Raw genomic sequence first — 15833 nt, 5'->3', positions numbered from 1 at the left:
CACCGAAAGGGGCCGGCCTCGTACGAGGCCGGTCCTTTTCTGTGAATCGCCTGCGAATCCGGTGCTTCGTTTGCCATGCTCGGGCCCGAGGATCGCGATCCAGGCGAGGCGCCCGATGAGCATCAGCCACCACCACACGGCCAGCGGCAAGCCGCTGCGTGTCGCGCCCGCGTGGGTGGGTGGCGCCGGAGACGGCAGCCGAGACCATCTGCCGGTGCGCGAGGCCGTCTGGATCTGGTCGGTACGCCGGTACGCCCGTCTCGCCCTCTGGGCCCTGCCCGCCTCGGCGGTGCTGAGCGGCTGGGCCACCCTCGGCGTCGCCACCCCGCCCGGCCCGCTGGTCATCCAGCTCGGTGCCGCGTGGCTGTCGCTGATCGCGATGATCGCCCTGGCCGGGCTGCTGAGCGGCACGCGTAACCGCCGCAGCGCGCTGGCCGGCCTGCTGGTCGGTCTGGCGGCCTTCCTGACCGCGGTGCCGCTGGCGGCGTTGCCGGACGACACGGTGGCCGCCGGCGCCCCGCTCACCGTGTCCCAGCTGCGGCTGGTCGAGGTGGGTGCGGCCGCGGCGACCGGGCTGGGCTGGCTGCTGCTGGGCTGGGCGGTGTTCCGCTGCAAACTGGTGAACCCGGCCGACGGCGTGCTGCTCATGCTGGCAGCGGTGGCGATCGGAGCCGGAACGCACGCGCGGCAGCCCCTACCGACGGTGGGGGCTTTACTTTTGGTGGCCGCCGGCACCGGGCTGGCCTGGACCGGCGGCCGGTTGATCCCGCGCCACTGAAATGTCGTACCCGCGTGGCATGCTGCTTCGCATGGCAAAGGTGGTCGCCGACATCTCGGTTTCGCTGGACGGTTTCGTGACCGGCCCCGATCCCAGCCCGCAGCAGGGCATGGGCCGTGGCGGTCTCGCGCTGCACACCTGGGCGCTCGAACCGGACGCGATCGAGCAGGCGGTCCTCGCCGAGTCGGTCGACGCCACCGGCGTGGTGATCATGGGTCGCCGCTTGTTCGACGTGGTCGACGGGCCGCACGGCTGGACCGACGAGATGGGCTACGGCGCGCGAGCCGGCCGCGGCGCCCAGCCGCCGGTGCTGGTGGTGACCCGCACCCCGCCGGAGAAGGTGCGGCTGGTCGACCGGTTCACCTTCGTCGTGGACGGCCTGCGCAGCGCGATCGCCAAGGGCATTGCCGTCGCCGACGACCGCGACGTCGTGATCATGGGCGGCGGCGAGACGATTCGGCGCGCGATCGAGGAGGGCGTGGTCGACGAGCTACGCCTGCACCTGTCGCCGGTGCTGCTCGGCGGGGGCACGCCGCTGTTCGCGGGCGCCACCCCGGGCGAGTTGCGGCAGATCCATGTGCGCCCGTCCGGGCACGCCACCCACCTGACTTACCGGCTGAGCTCGTAAAAGGCGATCGCCGCCGCGGTCGCCACGTTCAGGGAGTCGACGCCGTTCTGCATGGGGATCGACACCCGCAGGTCGCTGGCGGCCAGAGCGGTGCGGGTGAGGCCCGGCCCCTCGGCGCCCAGCATCAGGGCCGGGCGTCGCCGGTCCTCGCTGCCCAGCGTCGCGATCGGCACGGCGTCGTCGGCCGGCGTGAGCGCGAGCAGGCGGAAACCCGCGGCGCTGACCTCCTTCAAGGCCCCCGGCCACGCCTCTGCCTTGGCGTACGGGATCGCGAAGACCTCGCCCATGCTCACCCGGACCGATCGTCGGTAGAGCGGGTCGGCACAGTCGGGCGAGAGCACGACGGCGTCGATGCCGAGGGCGGCGGCGCTGCGGAACAGCGCGCCCAGATTGGTGTGCGTGTTCAGCCCCTCCAGCACGACCAGGCGGCGGGCGTTCGCCAGCAGCTCGCTCAGCGACGGCAGCGGCCGCCGGTGGAACGAGGCGAGCACACCGCGGTGCACGTGGAAGCCGGTGATCGACTCCAGCACCGGCGGGGGAGCCGCATAGACATTTCCGCTTATATCGGCAAATTGGTCCACCCGCTTGGCGTCGACCAGGATCGAGCGCAGCTCGTACCCGGCCCGCAGCGCACGCCGGATGACCAGCTCACCCTCGGCGATGAACAGGCCGTTCGGCGGTTCCCACTTGGTCCGCAGGTCGACGTCGGTCAGCGCGCGGTAGTCGCCGATCCGTTCGTCGTCGGCACTGTCGAGGTCAAACACGGGCATCCGAATATTCTGCCGTAGGGTCGTCGGGTGCCCCCTCTCCGCACCGAACGCCTCGTCCTTCGTCAATGGCAGGACGACGACCTGCGGCCCTGGGCCGCCATGAACGCCGACCCCGAGGTCCGCGAGTTCTTCCCGACGGTGCTCAACCAGCAGGAAGCCGCCGACTCGATCGCCTACTTCCGCCGCGAGCTGGCGGAACGCGGCTGGGGTTGGTGGGCCATCGAGGAAAGCGCAACCGGCCTGTTCGTCGGCATGGCCGGCCTCGACCCGGTCGACGAGGAACTGCCGTTCAAGGGCGTCGAGGCCGGCTGGCGCCTGGCCCGATGGGCCTGGGGCAAGGGTTACGCCACCGAGGCGGCGCGGGCGGTTTGCGAGTACGGCTTCACCCAGCTCCACCTGCCGGAGATCCTCGCGATCGCGGCCGCCGGCAATGTGCGCTCGCACGCGGTGATGCGACGCTTGGGCATGACCCACGATCCGGCCGACGACTTCGACGACCCGACCGCGCCGGCTGGCCCGTTGCGGCATTCGGTCCGGTACCGCCTGCGGAACCCGCATGGATGAGCTGACCGTCGCCCCGCTCGCCACGCTGCGGCAGCGGCAGAGCGAGAAGTGGCAGACCTTTCCGGACGACGTGCTGCCGATGTTCGTGGCCGAGATGGACTACGACCTGGCGCCCGCGGTGAGCGAGACGCTGCTCGACGCGGTGCGCCGGTCCGACACCGGCTACCCGACGCCGTCGCTCGCGCTCGGGAACGCGTACGCGGGATTCGCCGCCCGCCGCTGGGGCTGGGACGTGGACCCCGCCCAGGTCACGGCGGTGGGCGACGTCAGCGCCGGGGTGACCGAGACGCTGCGGTTGTTCACCCGCCCCGGCGACCCCATCGTGATCAACCCGCCGGTGTATCCGCCGTTCTTCGACTGGGTGCCCGAGGCCGGCGGCCGGTTGCTGGAGGTGCCGCTGCGCTCCGGCCGGCTGGACCTGGCCGCGACGGAGGCCGCGTTCGCCAGGCACCCGGCGGCCTATCTGCTCTGCAACCCGCAGAACCCGGTCGGGCGCGTCCACACGTACGACGAGCTGGCGGCCGTGGTGCGCCTGGCCCGCCTCTACCGGGTCCCGATCGTCAGCGACGAGATCCACGCCCCGCTGGTCCTGCCCGGCGCCACGTTCACGCCGCTCCTGTCGGTGCCCGGTGCCGCCGAGGTCGCGGTGGCCGTCCTGTCCGCGAGCAAGGCCTTCAACCTGGCCGGCCTGAAGTGCGCGATGGTGGTGACCGCGTCGCAGCGCATGGCGACGGCGGTGCAGCGCTTCCCCTTCCACCCCAACGACCGCCTGGGCCACTTCGGCGTGCTGGCCACGCTGGCGGCCCTGACCGAGGGCGACGACTGGCTGGACGCGCTGCTGGCAACGCTGGACGCCCGCCGCACCCAGCTGGCCGGGTTGCTGCGGGAGCGCTTACCCGAGGTGCGCTGGACGCCCCCGTCCGCGACGTATTTGGCCTGGCTGGACTGCTCGGCGTACGGGGAGGACGCGGCGCCGCGGGAGCGCTTCCTGACCGAGGCGAGGGTGGCGGTGGAGCCGGGCACGCGCTTCGGCGCGGCCGGGGCGGGCTACGTCCGCCTGAATTTCGCCACCAGCCCCGAGATCCTCGACGAGGCAGTCAACCGCCTTTCCCGCGTACGCGTCCCCGCCTGACCCAGCCGCACACAGTCGCCGCGCCAGGCGGGTCGCGTGCGGCGGCACCCGTTCGCCCCCTACGTCGCCCAGCCCCGCGCTGATGCGGGTGCGGCGGGCGTCGGGTAGGAAAGACGGGAGGCGGGGGACAGCAGTACGGTTGTCCTGTTCGCGTGGTTCGCCGAAAAGGGGTGTGCGAGTGTCGTCCGGATCGAGCTCGGGTTCGGGGGCGGACCAGCACCTGTTGGCGTTGTTGCGGGCCATTCGCCTGCGTCAAGCGGCGCCGGACGCGGTGGCCGCGGGTGCGACGGACACCGCGGCGGCACTCACCGAGCTGGATCGCCTGGCCTCCCTGAACGAGGACGACGAATCGCTTTCATCCGACATTTCGGGTGGCGCCACGGGCATCCCGGCGCCGGGCGGGCCGACGGTTGGTCCCGCCACGCGTGGTCCCGCCGTCCGGCCCGGATGGGCTGCTGCGAGGGACATGGAGGAAGCGGGCGACGCGCCGGCAACGGGCGATGCCCCAGCAAAGAGCGATACTCCAGTAACCGGCGACATTTCGGTAACGGGCGACATTTCGGTAATAGGCGGCATTTCGGGACCAGACGGCGAAGCAACCGACTCCTTGAGCAGCCGAACCCATGACCAGCACGCTGGCGACGATCACCCGGACGGCGCCATCCACATGCCCGGCAAAGACTTCTTCGGGCGCCCCAAACCGCCCCCCACCAATCGCGACCCCGGCACCGACCTGCTCCCCGGCGAGGTGCTCCCCGGCGAGGTCGACGAAGTGGGCCGGCCCAGCCGGAACCTGTTCGCCGGCCTCACCCCCACGCGGAAACCCCGCACCCAGCAACCACCTGACGAACCGGGCGCACCCCCGACCCGTCCACTGTGGGCTTCTGGCGAAACCGGCGCGCGGCCCACGGGCGTACACAAGGAACCCCCGCACCCCGCGCCCGGCCGGCGATATGTCGCCTCGGCGGATGGGATGGATCCGGCCGATGATGAGCTGTTGCGGGAGACGCAGCGGCTGCTCAGCACCAGCCTGACCTACGCGGGCGGGCCGGACGAGGTGGCCGAGCGTTTCCGGCAGGCGTTGCTGCAGGCCCATCCGGCGCTGGTCGCGGTTCTGCCCGGCGGCGAGGCGGATCAGGACGAGTTGCTCGCGCGAGCAATCACTTGGCTGGTCCACCATCTGGATCAGCCGCCGGTGCTGGTGGACGGTTGCGCCAGGCTGGGTGCGGCGTTGGATGCTTCCGGTGTACGCCCGGACGAGTTCCGCATGGTCGGTGCGGCTCTGGTCGAGGCGATCCGCGCGGGTATGCCGCCCGGCACCTGGCGACAGGATTTCGACGTCGCCTGGCGGTCGACGTGGCAGCACGTGTACGAGTGGATCCGGCACGGCGAGATCGCCCACGCCACCGAGGCCGGCATCTGGGACGCCGTCGTCGTCGAGCATGACCTGCGGCGGCACGATCTCGCCGTGGTGAAGTTCCGGCCGTTGCTGCCGATGCCGTACGAGCCCGGACAGTACGCGCGGATCGAAGTGCCCGAACTGCCCGGCATCTGGCGGCCCTACTCGCTGGCCGGGGCGCCGCGCCGGAACGACATTCTCGAATTGCACGTACGGGCGAAGACGCAGAGCGGCGTGAGCGGCACACTCGTCTACCGCCTCCGGGAGGGCGACCTCGTGCGCTTCGGCCGCGCGGAGGGGACGATGACGCTGCCGCCCCCGCCCGGCCGCGACCTGCTGATGATCGCCGGGGACACCGGGGTCGCGCCGCTGAAGGCGTTGCTGATCGAGCTCGTGGACACCGGCGATCCGCGCTCGGCGGTGCTGTTCTGGGGCGTGCGCAATCTGGACGAACTCTACGATGTCGACGACCTCACCGACATCGCTCGCTCAGGCCGGCGCATCACCGTCGTGCCGGTGGTCTCCGAGGGCAACCCCGGCCCGTACGCGTCGGGCCTGGTCATGGACGCCGTCGCGGCGTACGGGGAATGGTCTCGGCATGAGGTCTATCTGGCCGGCCCACCGATCATGCTGGCGGCGACCAAGGCGGCGTTGTCCCAGCTGGGCGTCGACCCGTCGCGGATCCATCACGACGCGCCGGAGTGACCGGGCCGGCGGCTCGCGCCCGACGACCGCGATCGCGCACATTTGACTCGCGGGTCCGCGCGACGTCGATCGTGAGCCGGGCTCAGCTCGCCACTTTGTACCCCGCGACGGACGGCCAGCGCACGGTCACCACGACCGAATCCTCGGCCGCGAACCATGAGTGATCGTCGCCGCGCCCCCAGACCACATAGTCACCCGGCGTGGTCAGCACGACATCACGGTCCGGCAGCTCGACGTGAAAGCGCCCGCTGATCAGCATGAGCAGGGCGGTGCGCTCCTCGCCGCTGACCCACTGCGCGCGGCGGTCGCCCTTGGCGTGACGACCCCACTTGATCTCCACATCGGCGCTGTGGCGCGCGTCCCCGACCGGCTTGAAGTGCCCGAGCAACCAGCCATGCTCGGCCGGCGCGTCCTCGTCAGCGTTCCCCACATAGATCGTCACAAGGCATCATTCAAGATCTTCGCGTACGCCGCCGGCACGTACGTCGCCCCGCCCGGCGTCATGACCATGTCCCGTGAGGCCGCCGCCCACGCCTGAGCCGGGACGGCCTTGCGGAGCGCGACCAGCACCGGGGCGTCGTCGTCCAGCATCGACAGGGCGACCACCGACTCCTCGACCTCGCCCACGCATTCGAACGGCTTGTGCGCGTCGATGCCGAGCAGCTCCAGGTAGCCCGGCACCTGCGCCTCGTCCGCGAACAGGTCGTGGGAGAAAATCTTGGTGAGCCGCGCGCGGTCCATCGCCGGTGCCATGGCCAGGAAGACGAACCGGCACTTCGGGCAGTCACCGCACCACCGCGCCGTAGGGTCGTGCAGCTTGAACGCCTTGTTGCAGCTGGTGACCACATCGTCGTACGCGGTGTAGCGCGCGAACAGCTGCGCGATGTGCAGCTCGGACAGCGACCGCAGCAGCGAGAAGTACGGCTCGGTGACTCCCGCGTGCGCGGTGACCGCCTCGCGGAGCAGCCCCTCGGCCTCGACGCCCTTGGACCACTGGTGGTTGACCTCGTGCCCGTTCCAGATGAGGTTCGGGTCGCTGGCCGACCGCTCGTTCGACATCACGACCGGCCCGAGCCCGTGCCACACCGCCGTCGCGATCGCGATCAGCGAGTTGATCGCGGTGACCGGAATGTGCCCGTTGAGCGCGCCCGCCTCGTTGAGCTCGAACAGCCGCGGATCCAGCTGCCGCCGCGCCGCGAGCGCCTCGAGCCCCGACGCCGCGTTCACATTCTTGATCACCGCGTTGGGGTTGACCGAGAACGGCACGGGGTCGAGCCCGGCCGCACGCAGTACCTCGAGCGTGACGATCGAGTCCTTGCCACCCCCGACCGCCGACAGCGGCCGCCGCCCCGAGTTGTCGACGGGCGCCGCGTCGTCGCCGACCCCCGGCACCTCAACCCGGAGCTCCAGCACGTGCGGGAGCTGGTTGCGGTAGGCGTACTCGGCCATGCCCTTGGTGTAGATCGCACTGAAGTAGTCAGCCGCGGCGGTGGGGAAGGCCTTGGGCGCGACCACGCGGGCGGGCGCCCCGACCTTGAAGTAGCTGACCCCCGCTACAACGTGAAGCAGCTCAAGCACCCGATAAAACGCCTCTGGCACCGGAGTGCCCGCCCCACCGCCGCCCCCACCCGATTTTTCCGGATTTTTGGGCATACCTGGGACGGGGAAAGTGATCGTCTCGGTGAAACTCAGCGGGGTCGGGCCGTCCAGCACGTAGTCGAACGTCGCTTTCCCCGTGGCCGGGTCGAAGGCGTACGAAGGGAAGCGCATGACGTCGAACTGCACCCGGAACTCCTTGCGTAGGGACGACCGGCAATACTAGTGCGACTCCGCATTCGTGGTCGTTCCGGTGCAGTTTGCCGGTGTTTGGGCGGGCCGTTGCTCCGGTGCCGCCCCGATAGGAGGCTCGACGTGCGTCTGACTGACCTGCGCGGACGGTCGGTGGCGGTCTGGGGGACCGGCCGCGAGGGCCGGGCCGCGGTCAACGCGATCGCGCCGCACGAGCCGTCCCGGCTGATCGCGGTCGACGACAGCGCCAACTTCCTGTCGATCGCGTGGGAGGGCGATCTCGCCGAGCGTGCGCCGCTCGCCGGCGGAGATCACGCGTTCCCGGCCTTGGTGACGGCTGACGTCGTGGTGCGGTCGCCCGGCGTCCCGTCCACGCACCCGTGGATGAAGGAGCTGCGGACCCGAGGCGTACCGGTGACTGGCGGTAGTGCCCTCTGGATGGCCGATCACGCCACGCGCACGATCGGCGTCACCGGGAGCAAGGGCAAGAGCACGACGTCGAGCCTGATCAGTCATCTGCTGGCGGCGGTCGGCCGGCCCAACATCTTCGGCGGCAACATCGGCGTGCCGCTGCTCGATCTTCCACCCGCCGAGCTGTACGTCCTGGAGCTGTCCAGCTATCAGTGCGCCGACCTGACCGACTCGCCGCGGGTGGCCGTGGTGACGGCGCTGTTCCCGGAGCACCTGGACGCGCACGGCGGCGAGCTCGAATATTATCGGGACAAGCTCAACCTGCTGCGCCACGAGCCCGAGATGATCGTCGTGAACGGTGCCGACGAGCGCCTCCGCGACCACATCCGGGACGACGCCGACGCGAACGGCTTCCCCCCGATCCCGGCCGGCGCCGACGACTCCCGGTTCCGCGTCGAGGACGACATCGTCTTCTGCAGTGATGACGTTCTGTTCCCGCGCTCGGTGCTGCGGTTGCGCGGCGCACACAACGGCCGCAACCTCTGCGTAGCGCTCGCGGTGCTCGACGGCCTCGGCGTCGACGTGCTCGCCGCCAAGGACGAGCTGCGCGAGGCGGTCGCGTCCTTCGAGGGCCTGCCGCACCGCCTGACCGAGATCCAGGACCAGTCCGGCGTGATCTTCGTCGACGACACCCTGTCCACCAGCCCGTACGCCACCATCCATGCCATTGACGCGTACGCCGGTCGCCCGCTCACGGTCCTCGTCGGCGGCCAGGACCGCGGCGTCGACTACGGTCCGTTGCGCGACTTCCTGTCCGATCGTCAACTGACCGTAATCGGCATGCCAGACAGCGGCCCACGCATCCTGGGCGAGCTGGCGGGCCTGCCCGGGATCCGCACGGAGAACGCCCCCGACCTGCCCGCCGCCGTGCGGTTGTCGCGCAAGCTGACCCCCGAAGGCGGCGTCATCCTGCTGTCCCCGGGCGCACCAAGCTACGGCCAGTATCGAAACTTCGAACACCGCTCCGAGGTCTTCCTCAAGGCCATCCAAGACTCAGCGCCGTAGCCCCCTCCCCCCAGCGGCGACCGGCCCCGTCATCCCGCCCCTTCCGGGCCGTAAAAGCCGCGATTCCTCTCAAAGCAACCGTCCTGTTCGGACGATCGCCCACGATTCGGAACCGTTCAGCCGGTTCCGTCGGCCGGGAGTCCCCGTGCGAGGCGACGTCGCCAGGCCCGGGCAGGTCCCAGCTCCCCACAACGGGCGCCCCACCCGGGTGTGGGCAGTAGCGACGCCGGGGAGGCTGTGGCTGCCCACACCGTGGCCACCCCCACCCGGGTGTGGGAAGTCGCGACGCCGGGGAGGCTGTGGCTGCCCACACCGTGGCCACCCCCACCCGGGTGTGGGAAGTCGCGACGCCGGGGAGGCCGTGGTTCCCCACACTGCGACCACCCCCACCCGGGTGTGGGGAGTCGCGACGCCGGGGAGGCTGCGGCTCCCCACACTGCGACCACCCCCACCCGGGTGTGGGAAGTCGCGACGCCGGGGAGGCTGTGGCTCCCCACACCGCGACCACCCCCACCCGGGTGTGGGGAATCGCGACGCCGGGGAGGCTGTGGCTCCCCACACCGCGGCCGCCCCCACCCGGGTGTGGGAAGTCGCGACGCCGGGGAGGCTGTGGCTCCCCACACTGCGACTTCCCCCACCCGGGTGTGGGAAGTCGCGACGCCGGGGAGGCTGTGGCTCCCCACACTGCGACCACCCCCACCCGGGTGTGGGAAGTCGCGACGCCGGGGAGGCTGTGGCTCCCCACACCGCGGCCGCCCCCACCCGGGTGTGGGGAATCGCAACGCCGGGGAGGCCGTGGCTCCCCACACCGCGGCCACCCTCACCAGGTGTGGGCACCCGCCACGGCCGGAACCGTCCCAGCTCCCCACAGCGACGGCCCTCAGGTCAGCCACGCAAGGCCAACGCATCGGAGGGTGAGCGGCGCGAGAACCAGCTGAACAGTTCCACGATGCAGGACTTTGCGCTCGGATAGTGAGACGTCCGCCTCGCGCCAGTCAATCCCCTCAGGCAGAAGGTCTGAGCTGGCGAGAGCAAAGCAGGCGGCACGCGCGCGTGTCGGGTCACCGCCGCGCTCTGTGCGCGACAAATCGACACGAAAGCTGCCGAACCTGACGGCGGGAACTCGCGGCAACCAGCGGGACCCGGCACCGCCCGCCCGCGATGGTCGCCCGCCCCAGCCACCCGCTGCCGCAACGCGGCCGCATCCAGCGAACCCGCATCGCCGCGCGCGATAACCGCTCGCCCGGCCGGCCCGCCATCGGAACGGCGACCCGGCCGGCGTTACGGGACGCACCGGCCGGAAGCCGGGGCAACGGGCGTGCGGGGCCGCTCAGAGTGGCCGTAAAAACACGGGGCGTCGCTGGTGCGGTTGGGGCGGCGCACGCCGTACCGGGGGCGGGATTTTCAAAGATTGTTTTGGACGCGCCACGAGATGGGCCTAACGGACCACATGGCGTCATCCGAACGGGCCTGGTTCTGTCGGTCTGAAGGCCTATGACAAAACAGCCGGAAATCGGTCATGTGATTGCTGTCACGTCGTAACTGGCTATATGCGGATTGATGGCTGCCAACTGGCTGCGGCGAAACGGTCGTTCATCCGCGCTGGTCAGGTCACGGTTTGAAAACTTCGCTCACAGTCTTGACACAAGGGGGTCATTAGTAAGAACTTTTACCGCGACAGTAAACAGTCCTTCCTGAAGAGGTGGCTAATGAGCGAGCCGGAGATGGACGGCGCCGCGCCGACAGCGGTCGTCGACTCCCTGGTTCGCGGCGCCGGGGGCGATCAAGCCCGCGACCAGGCCACGGAACAAACCCGGGAACCGCACCAAGAGCAAGGCGGCGTCCTCGTCCGCGTCCGCTCACTCCTGCCGGAATTCACCGGTGCCCTCCGGCGCGTAGCCGAGCAAGTGCTCACCGACCCCGCCGCCGCTTCCCGGGCCACGATCGTCGAGCTCGCCGAGCGCAGCGGAACCAGCCCGGCCACCGTCACCCGTTTCTGCCGCGCCCTGGGCTTCGACGGGTACGCCGATCTGCGCCTCGGCATCGCCGCCGAGACCGGGCGCGCCCGCAGCGCCGGCTGGACCGTCGACATCGGGCGCGAGATCCAGCCGGGCGATCCACTCGAGCGGGTCCTCGGTCAGATCATGGCCGCCGACACGCAGGCCATGCACGACACCGCGGAGCTTCTCGACCTGGCCGAAGTGGAACGAGCCGCGGTCGCGATCGCCGGCGCCCAGCGCGTCAACATCTACGGGGCCAGCGGCTCCGCCCTCGTCGGCGAGGAGATGCAGTTCAGCCTGCACCGGATCGGCGTGCCGGTCTGGGCCTGGAACGACGTCCACAACGGCCTGGCGAGCGCCGCGCTGAGCCGCCCGGGTGACGTCGCGCTCGGCATCTCGCACAGCGGCGAGACGGGCGAGACCATCGAACTTCTCGCCGAGGCCTCGTCCCGTGGCGCCGTGACCATCGCGTTGACCAGCTTCCCCAAGTCCCCGCTAGCCGAGGTCGCCGACATCGTCCTGGTCACCGCGACGCAGGCGACCACCTTCCGGCCGGACGCGCTCAGCGCCCGGCATCCGCAACTGGTCGTTCTCGATCTTCTCTATGTCGCCGTCGCGCAGCGGACCCACGAGCGTTCGCACGCGGCCTTCCAGCGCACCGCCCAGGCCGTACACGGTCATAAGGCCGTAAAAGACGCGGGAGGTGGCTAATCCGTAATATTCACCACTTACTCTCCCCCCTGAGCAAACCACTGAGCGGATAACCAAGGAGAAGTTTGATGTCCGAGATATTCAAGCCGGAGGTCGACCGCCGTACCCTGCTGCGCCGTGCGGCGGCCGTCGGTCTGCTCGCCACCCCCGCGGTCGGCCTGCTCAGCGCCTGTGTGAGCAGCGATGACGGCGACACCGACACCTCGAACGCGGGTGGCGGCGCCAAGTCGGCCGACAACCCGCTGGGTATCGACCCCAAGAAGCCCGTCGAGATCGTCATCTTCAACGGTGGTCTCGGCACCGCGTACGCGACCGACGTCGACACCCCGCTGTTCAACAAGAAGTGGCCGGACGCCAAGATCACGTACTCGGCCACCGAGCAGATCGCGACCGTCGTCCAGCCGCGGATCAACGCCGGCGACGCGCCCGACATGATCAACAACTCGGGCTCGAACCTGATGGACATGGGCGCTCTCGTCACCGCGGGCCAGGCGGCCGACCTGACCGACCTGTTCGCGGCGCCGTCGCTCGACATCCCGGGCAAGACCGTCGGCGACACGCTGGTGCCGGGCGCGATCGAGCAGGGCACGTACGAGCTCAACGGTGCCCGCAAGCCCTACGCCGTGAACTACTCGTTCACCGTGTTCGGCCTCTGGTACAACAAGAAGCTCTTCGACAAGAACAGCTGGACGGCGCCGGCGACCTGGGCCGACTTCACCGCCCTGTGCGACAAGATCAAGGCGGCCGGCATCACGCCGTTCGGCTACGCCGGTGCGAACGCGTCGTACTACATGGTCCGCGCCCTGCTCACCAGCGCCGCGAAGATCGGCACCGAGCAGGCCCTCAAGGACATCGACAACCTCAAGCCGGGTGCCTGGACGGCCGCGCCGGTCATGCAGGCCGCGCAGGCGTGGGGCGAGATCGGCAACAAGTACATCAACAAGTCGTTCCTCGGCCTCAAGCACACCGAGGTCCAGCTCCAGCAGAACCAGGACAAGGTCGCCTTCTACCCGAGCGGCTCCTGGCTGGAGAACGAGCAGTCCAAGGACACCCCGCCGACCTTCGAGTACGCGATGGCGGCGTACCCGAGCGTGACCACATCGGACCAGCTCCCGGCGACCGCGGTCAACGCGGCGGCCGGCGAGATCTACTTCGCGGCGGCCAAGGGCAAGAACCCGCAGGGCGGCAAGGAGTACCTGCGGACGATGCTCTCCAAGGAAGCGGCGCTGGGCTTCACCAAGGCCACCAAGTCGCTTACCGTGGTCTCGGGTGCCGCCGACGGCGTGACGATCTCCCCCGGTCTGACCAGCGCGAACGATGCCCTCGGCAAGGCCGGCAAGGACATCTTCATGGGGTACCTGTTCGACACCTGGTACAAGAAGCTCGACGACGAGTCCCGCTCGGCCGTCAACGAGCTCATGTTCAAGGGTGGCGACGCCAAGAAGTTCTGTGACCGCATGGAGGCCGCGTCCCAGGCCGTCGCCAAGGACTCGTCCATCAAGAAGCAGACCCGTAGCTGATCAGTCCTCAAGAAACAGATCCGAGGTAGTCGCCATGCGGCACGGCAAGTATCCCTTCATCATCGGCTTCCTTGCCGTGCCGGTGGCGCTCTACTGCGTCTTCGTCGTTGCGGCCTACGTCCAGACCTTCAAGCTGTCGCTCTACAGCTGGTCGGGCATCGGGCCGATGGATTTCATCGGCTTCGACAACTTCGTCAAGCTGTGGCACGATCCCTTGTTCTGGCGGTCGATCCGGCACAACCTGTTCGTGCTGATCCTGCTGCCGATCATCACGATCACCATCGGCCTGGTGTTCGCCTTCCTGCTCAACGTGGGCGGTGGACACAAGGGCGGCACCACCCGGGGCGTCTGGGGCTCCAAGATCTACCGGATCATCTTCTTCTTCCCGCAGCTGCTCGCCCTGGCGATCGTCGCGGTGATCTTCGGCCGGGTGTTCGGCCCGGACAAGAGCGGCATGCTCAACGGCCTGATGCCGAACTCCTGGAAACCCTGGCTGTTCCTGGCCGACAGCCGCTGGGCGCTCACCTGTGTCCTTCTGGTGCTGGTCTGGCAGGCGATCGGCTTCTACGTGGTGCTCTTCTCGGCCGGCATGGGCTCGATCTCGTCGGAGATCTACGAGGCCGCCGCGCTGGACGGCGCCAGCCGCGTCACGCTCTTCTTCCGGATCACCATTCCGCTGCTGTGGAACACGATCCAGGTCGCGTGGGTCTACCTGGGCATCGCCGCGTTCGACTGCTTCGCGCTCGTCAACATCATGACCGTGGACCGCGGTGGTCCGGACGGCGCGACCTCGGTGCTCAGCATGATGATCTACCGCAACGCCTTCGAATACTCGCAGGCCGGCTACGCCTCCGCCCTCGGCGTGGTCCTCTTCTTCCTGACCCTGACCTTCGCCGCGCTGACCTTGCGGGTCACCCGGCGCGAAGCCGTCTGATCGAGGCCGCCCATGTCCAACGTCACCAGCACTCCCGCACCCGTTGCTCCGGCCTCGTCGTCGTCGCGGCACGCCGGGCGCAAGCCGGACAAGAGGCGCGAGGTCAACGGATTCACCGGCCTGGCGCACGTCGCCCTGGTCATCTGGGCCCTGGCCACCGCGGGCCCGCTGATCTGGGTCGTCCTGGCATCCTTCAAGGGCAACACCGAGATCTTCCTGGGCGCGCCGTTCGCGCTGCCGAAGCATTTCTCATTCCAGACGTACGTCGACGCCTGGTCGACGGCACACGTGGGCCGCTACTTCCTCAACAGCGTTTTCGTGGTCGCCGTGAGCACCGCCGGAACGATGCTTTTCGGGTCGATGGCCGCCTACGTCCTGGCGCGCTACCGGTTCTTCGGCAACCGTTTCATCTACTATTTGTTCGTCTCGGGCCTGGCGTTCCCGACGTTCATGGCGTTGGTGCCGCTGTTCTTCATCCTGAAGGGCTTCGGCCTCATCAACACGTTCACCGGCCTGATCCTCGTCTACATCGCCTATTCGCTGCCGTTCACCGTCTTCTTCCTATCGGCATTCTTCAAAACCCTGCCGAACGAGATAGACGAGGCAGCCACCATGGACGGCGCCTCACACACCCGCAAGTTCTTCCAAATCATGATGCCGATGGCCAAGTCCGGCCTGATCAGCATCACCATCTTCAACATCGTCGGCCAGTGGAACCAATACCTGCTCCCGGTCGTCATCATGCAGGGCGCCGGCGCCGACAAGAACTGGGTGCTGACCCAGGGCATCGCGAACATCAGCGTCTCCGCGGGCTACCACGCCCAGTGGAGCACGCTTTTCGCCGCCCTGACCTTGTCCATCCTGCCAATGATCATCGTCTACGCGATCTTCCAGCGCCAGATCCAGGCGGGCTTGACGGCGGGCGCGGTGAAGTAGTTTTTTAGCTTGTACGCCCGTGCGAATGGTCCCGTGACACTCGCAGGGCCGATTGCAACAACATCTCCTCACGCCCGACCGGGCTGTCCCGCCGGTCACCGCCCGGTTGGTTGCGCTCCCCGCGCCGGCCCCAGCCGGCGGGTGGGTGCGGGGTGCACGGGTGGCGGGCGGCGCGGCAGGCGCGAGCGCCGCCGAGTGCTTGCCGGGCGCTGAGTGCTTGCCGGGCGCTGAGTGCTCGCTGGGAGCCGAGCGCTTACCGGGAGCCGAGCGCTGCTGCGCGCCGCCGAGTGACGCCGAGCGCTGCTGCGCGCCGCCGAGTGACGCCGAGCGCCGCCGAGTGACGCCGAGCGCTGCTGCACGCCGCCGAGCGCCGCCGAGTGACGCCGAGCATGCGAGTGCCGCGGGCGGCGGGCAGCGCGGGTGCGGCGGCCAGCTGATGTCGCGGGTTTGCAGGCGAGCGATCCCACCATTCAGCCACTGGCGACCGCATCG

The 15833-nt window shown here is 69.4% G+C and carries 13 protein-coding genes; 10 read left to right on the top strand and 3 right to left on the bottom strand.

Going from position 1 to position 15833, the window contains the following annotated elements:
- Positions 1–115 precede the first annotated feature (115 nt).
- Both HH310_RS38530 and HH310_RS38525 read left to right on the top strand, forming a co-directional pair.
- On the top strand, positions 116–778 hold the full coding sequence (locus tag HH310_RS38530) for a hypothetical protein (RefSeq protein WP_169180700.1): 663 nt from the start codon (positions 116–118) through the stop codon (positions 776–778).
- A gap of 31 nt (positions 779–809) precedes the next feature.
- Positions 810–1406: a dihydrofolate reductase family protein gene (locus HH310_RS38525; protein WP_169180699.1), complete on the top strand. Its 597-nt coding sequence runs from the start codon at positions 810–812 to the stop codon at positions 1404–1406.
- Here the strand turns inward: HH310_RS38525 and HH310_RS38520 are convergent.
- Complete coding sequence (locus HH310_RS38520) at positions 1388–2176, bottom strand: RNA methyltransferase (protein WP_169180698.1); 789 nt, start codon at positions 2174–2176, stop codon at positions 1388–1390. The genes HH310_RS38525 and HH310_RS38520 overlap by 19 nt on opposite strands.
- 27 nt (positions 2177–2203) lie before the next feature.
- On the opposite strand from HH310_RS38520, the gene HH310_RS38515 reads away from it, so the two are divergent.
- The 3 genes from HH310_RS38515 (at position 2204) to HH310_RS38505 (ending at position 5976) form a co-directional block, all read left to right on the top strand.
- On the top strand, positions 2204–2740 hold the full coding sequence (locus HH310_RS38515) for a GNAT family N-acetyltransferase (RefSeq protein WP_169180697.1): 537 nt from the start codon (positions 2204–2206) through the stop codon (positions 2738–2740).
- Positions 2733–3872 (top strand): MalY/PatB family protein, encoded by a 1140-nt coding sequence (locus HH310_RS38510; protein ID WP_211193168.1) that lies wholly within the window; start codon positions 2733–2735, stop codon positions 3870–3872. Before HH310_RS38515 ends, HH310_RS38510 begins: the two co-directional genes overlap by 8 nt.
- 607 nt (positions 3873–4479) lie before the next feature.
- Positions 4480–5976, top strand: coding sequence for a globin (locus tag HH310_RS38505; protein ID WP_248294841.1), 1497 nt, complete (start codon positions 4480–4482; stop codon positions 5974–5976).
- Between the two features lie 82 nt (positions 5977–6058).
- On the opposite strand, the gene HH310_RS38500 is transcribed toward HH310_RS38505, so the two are convergent.
- Positions 6059–6418, bottom strand: a complete 360-nt coding sequence (locus HH310_RS38500) for a signal peptidase I (protein WP_169180696.1) — start codon at positions 6416–6418, stop codon at positions 6059–6061.
- On the bottom strand, positions 6415–7746 hold the full coding sequence (locus HH310_RS38495; protein ID WP_169180758.1) for a hypothetical protein: 1332 nt from the start codon (positions 7744–7746) through the stop codon (positions 6415–6417). Before HH310_RS38495 ends, HH310_RS38500 begins: the two co-directional genes overlap by 4 nt.
- Before the next feature lie 141 nt (positions 7747–7887).
- On the opposite strand from HH310_RS38495, the gene murD reads away from it, so the two are divergent.
- The 5 genes from murD to HH310_RS38470 all read left to right on the top strand — a co-directional run bounded on the left by murD (position 7888) and on the right by HH310_RS38470 (position 15341).
- Entirely contained in the window at positions 7888–9240 is a 1353-nt protein-coding gene (murD, locus tag HH310_RS38490; protein WP_169180695.1) for a UDP-N-acetylmuramoyl-L-alanine--D-glutamate ligase, read from the top strand.
- A gap of 1709 nt (positions 9241–10949) precedes the next feature.
- On the top strand, positions 10950–11951 hold the full coding sequence (locus HH310_RS38485) for a MurR/RpiR family transcriptional regulator (RefSeq protein ID WP_169180694.1): 1002 nt from the start codon (positions 10950–10952) through the stop codon (positions 11949–11951).
- Between the two features lie 68 nt (positions 11952–12019).
- Positions 12020–13471: an N-acetylglucosamine/diacetylchitobiose ABC transporter substrate-binding protein gene (gene ngcE, locus HH310_RS38480; protein WP_169180693.1), complete on the top strand. Its 1452-nt coding sequence runs from the start codon at positions 12020–12022 to the stop codon at positions 13469–13471.
- Positions 13472–13505: 34 nt separating this feature from the next.
- Entirely contained in the window at positions 13506–14405 is a 900-nt protein-coding gene (locus HH310_RS38475) for a carbohydrate ABC transporter permease (protein WP_169180692.1), read from the top strand.
- A gap of 12 nt (positions 14406–14417) precedes the next feature.
- Positions 14418–15341 (top strand): carbohydrate ABC transporter permease, encoded by a 924-nt coding sequence (locus HH310_RS38470; RefSeq protein ID WP_169180691.1) that lies wholly within the window; start codon positions 14418–14420, stop codon positions 15339–15341.
- The last annotated feature ends 492 nt before the right edge of the window (positions 15342–15833 follow it).

The organism is Actinoplanes sp. TBRC 11911 (assembly GCF_012933445.1).
Taxonomy (GTDB): Bacteria; Actinomycetota; Actinomycetes; order Mycobacteriales; family Micromonosporaceae; genus Actinoplanes.
This window is presented reverse-complemented; position numbering and strand designations above follow the sequence as displayed.

Excerpts from the sequence above, each read along its gene's own strand:
- HH310_RS38485 (WP_169180694.1), top strand. The coding sequence starts at position 10,950 with ATGAGCGAGCCGGAGATGGACGGCGCCGCGCCGACAGCGGTCGTCGAC.
- HH310_RS38495 (WP_169180758.1), bottom strand. The coding sequence starts at position 7,746 with ATGCGCTTCCCTTCGTACGCCTTCGACCCGGCCACGGGGAAAGCGACG.
- HH310_RS38510 (WP_211193168.1), top strand. The coding sequence starts at position 2,733 with ATGGATGAGCTGACCGTCGCCCCGCTCGCCACGCTGCGGCAGCGGCAG.
- HH310_RS38525 (WP_169180699.1), top strand. The coding sequence starts at position 810 with ATGGCAAAGGTGGTCGCCGACATCTCGGTTTCGCTGGACGGTTTCGTG.
- HH310_RS38475 (WP_169180692.1), top strand. The coding sequence starts at position 13,506 with ATGCGGCACGGCAAGTATCCCTTCATCATCGGCTTCCTTGCCGTGCCG.
- HH310_RS38470 (WP_169180691.1), top strand. The coding sequence starts at position 14,418 with ATGTCCAACGTCACCAGCACTCCCGCACCCGTTGCTCCGGCCTCGTCG.
- HH310_RS38530 (WP_169180700.1), top strand. The coding sequence starts at position 116 with ATGAGCATCAGCCACCACCACACGGCCAGCGGCAAGCCGCTGCGTGTC.
- ngcE (WP_169180693.1), top strand. The coding sequence starts at position 12,020 with ATGTCCGAGATATTCAAGCCGGAGGTCGACCGCCGTACCCTGCTGCGC.
- HH310_RS38520 (WP_169180698.1), bottom strand. The coding sequence starts at position 2,176 with ATGCCCGTGTTTGACCTCGACAGTGCCGACGACGAACGGATCGGCGAC.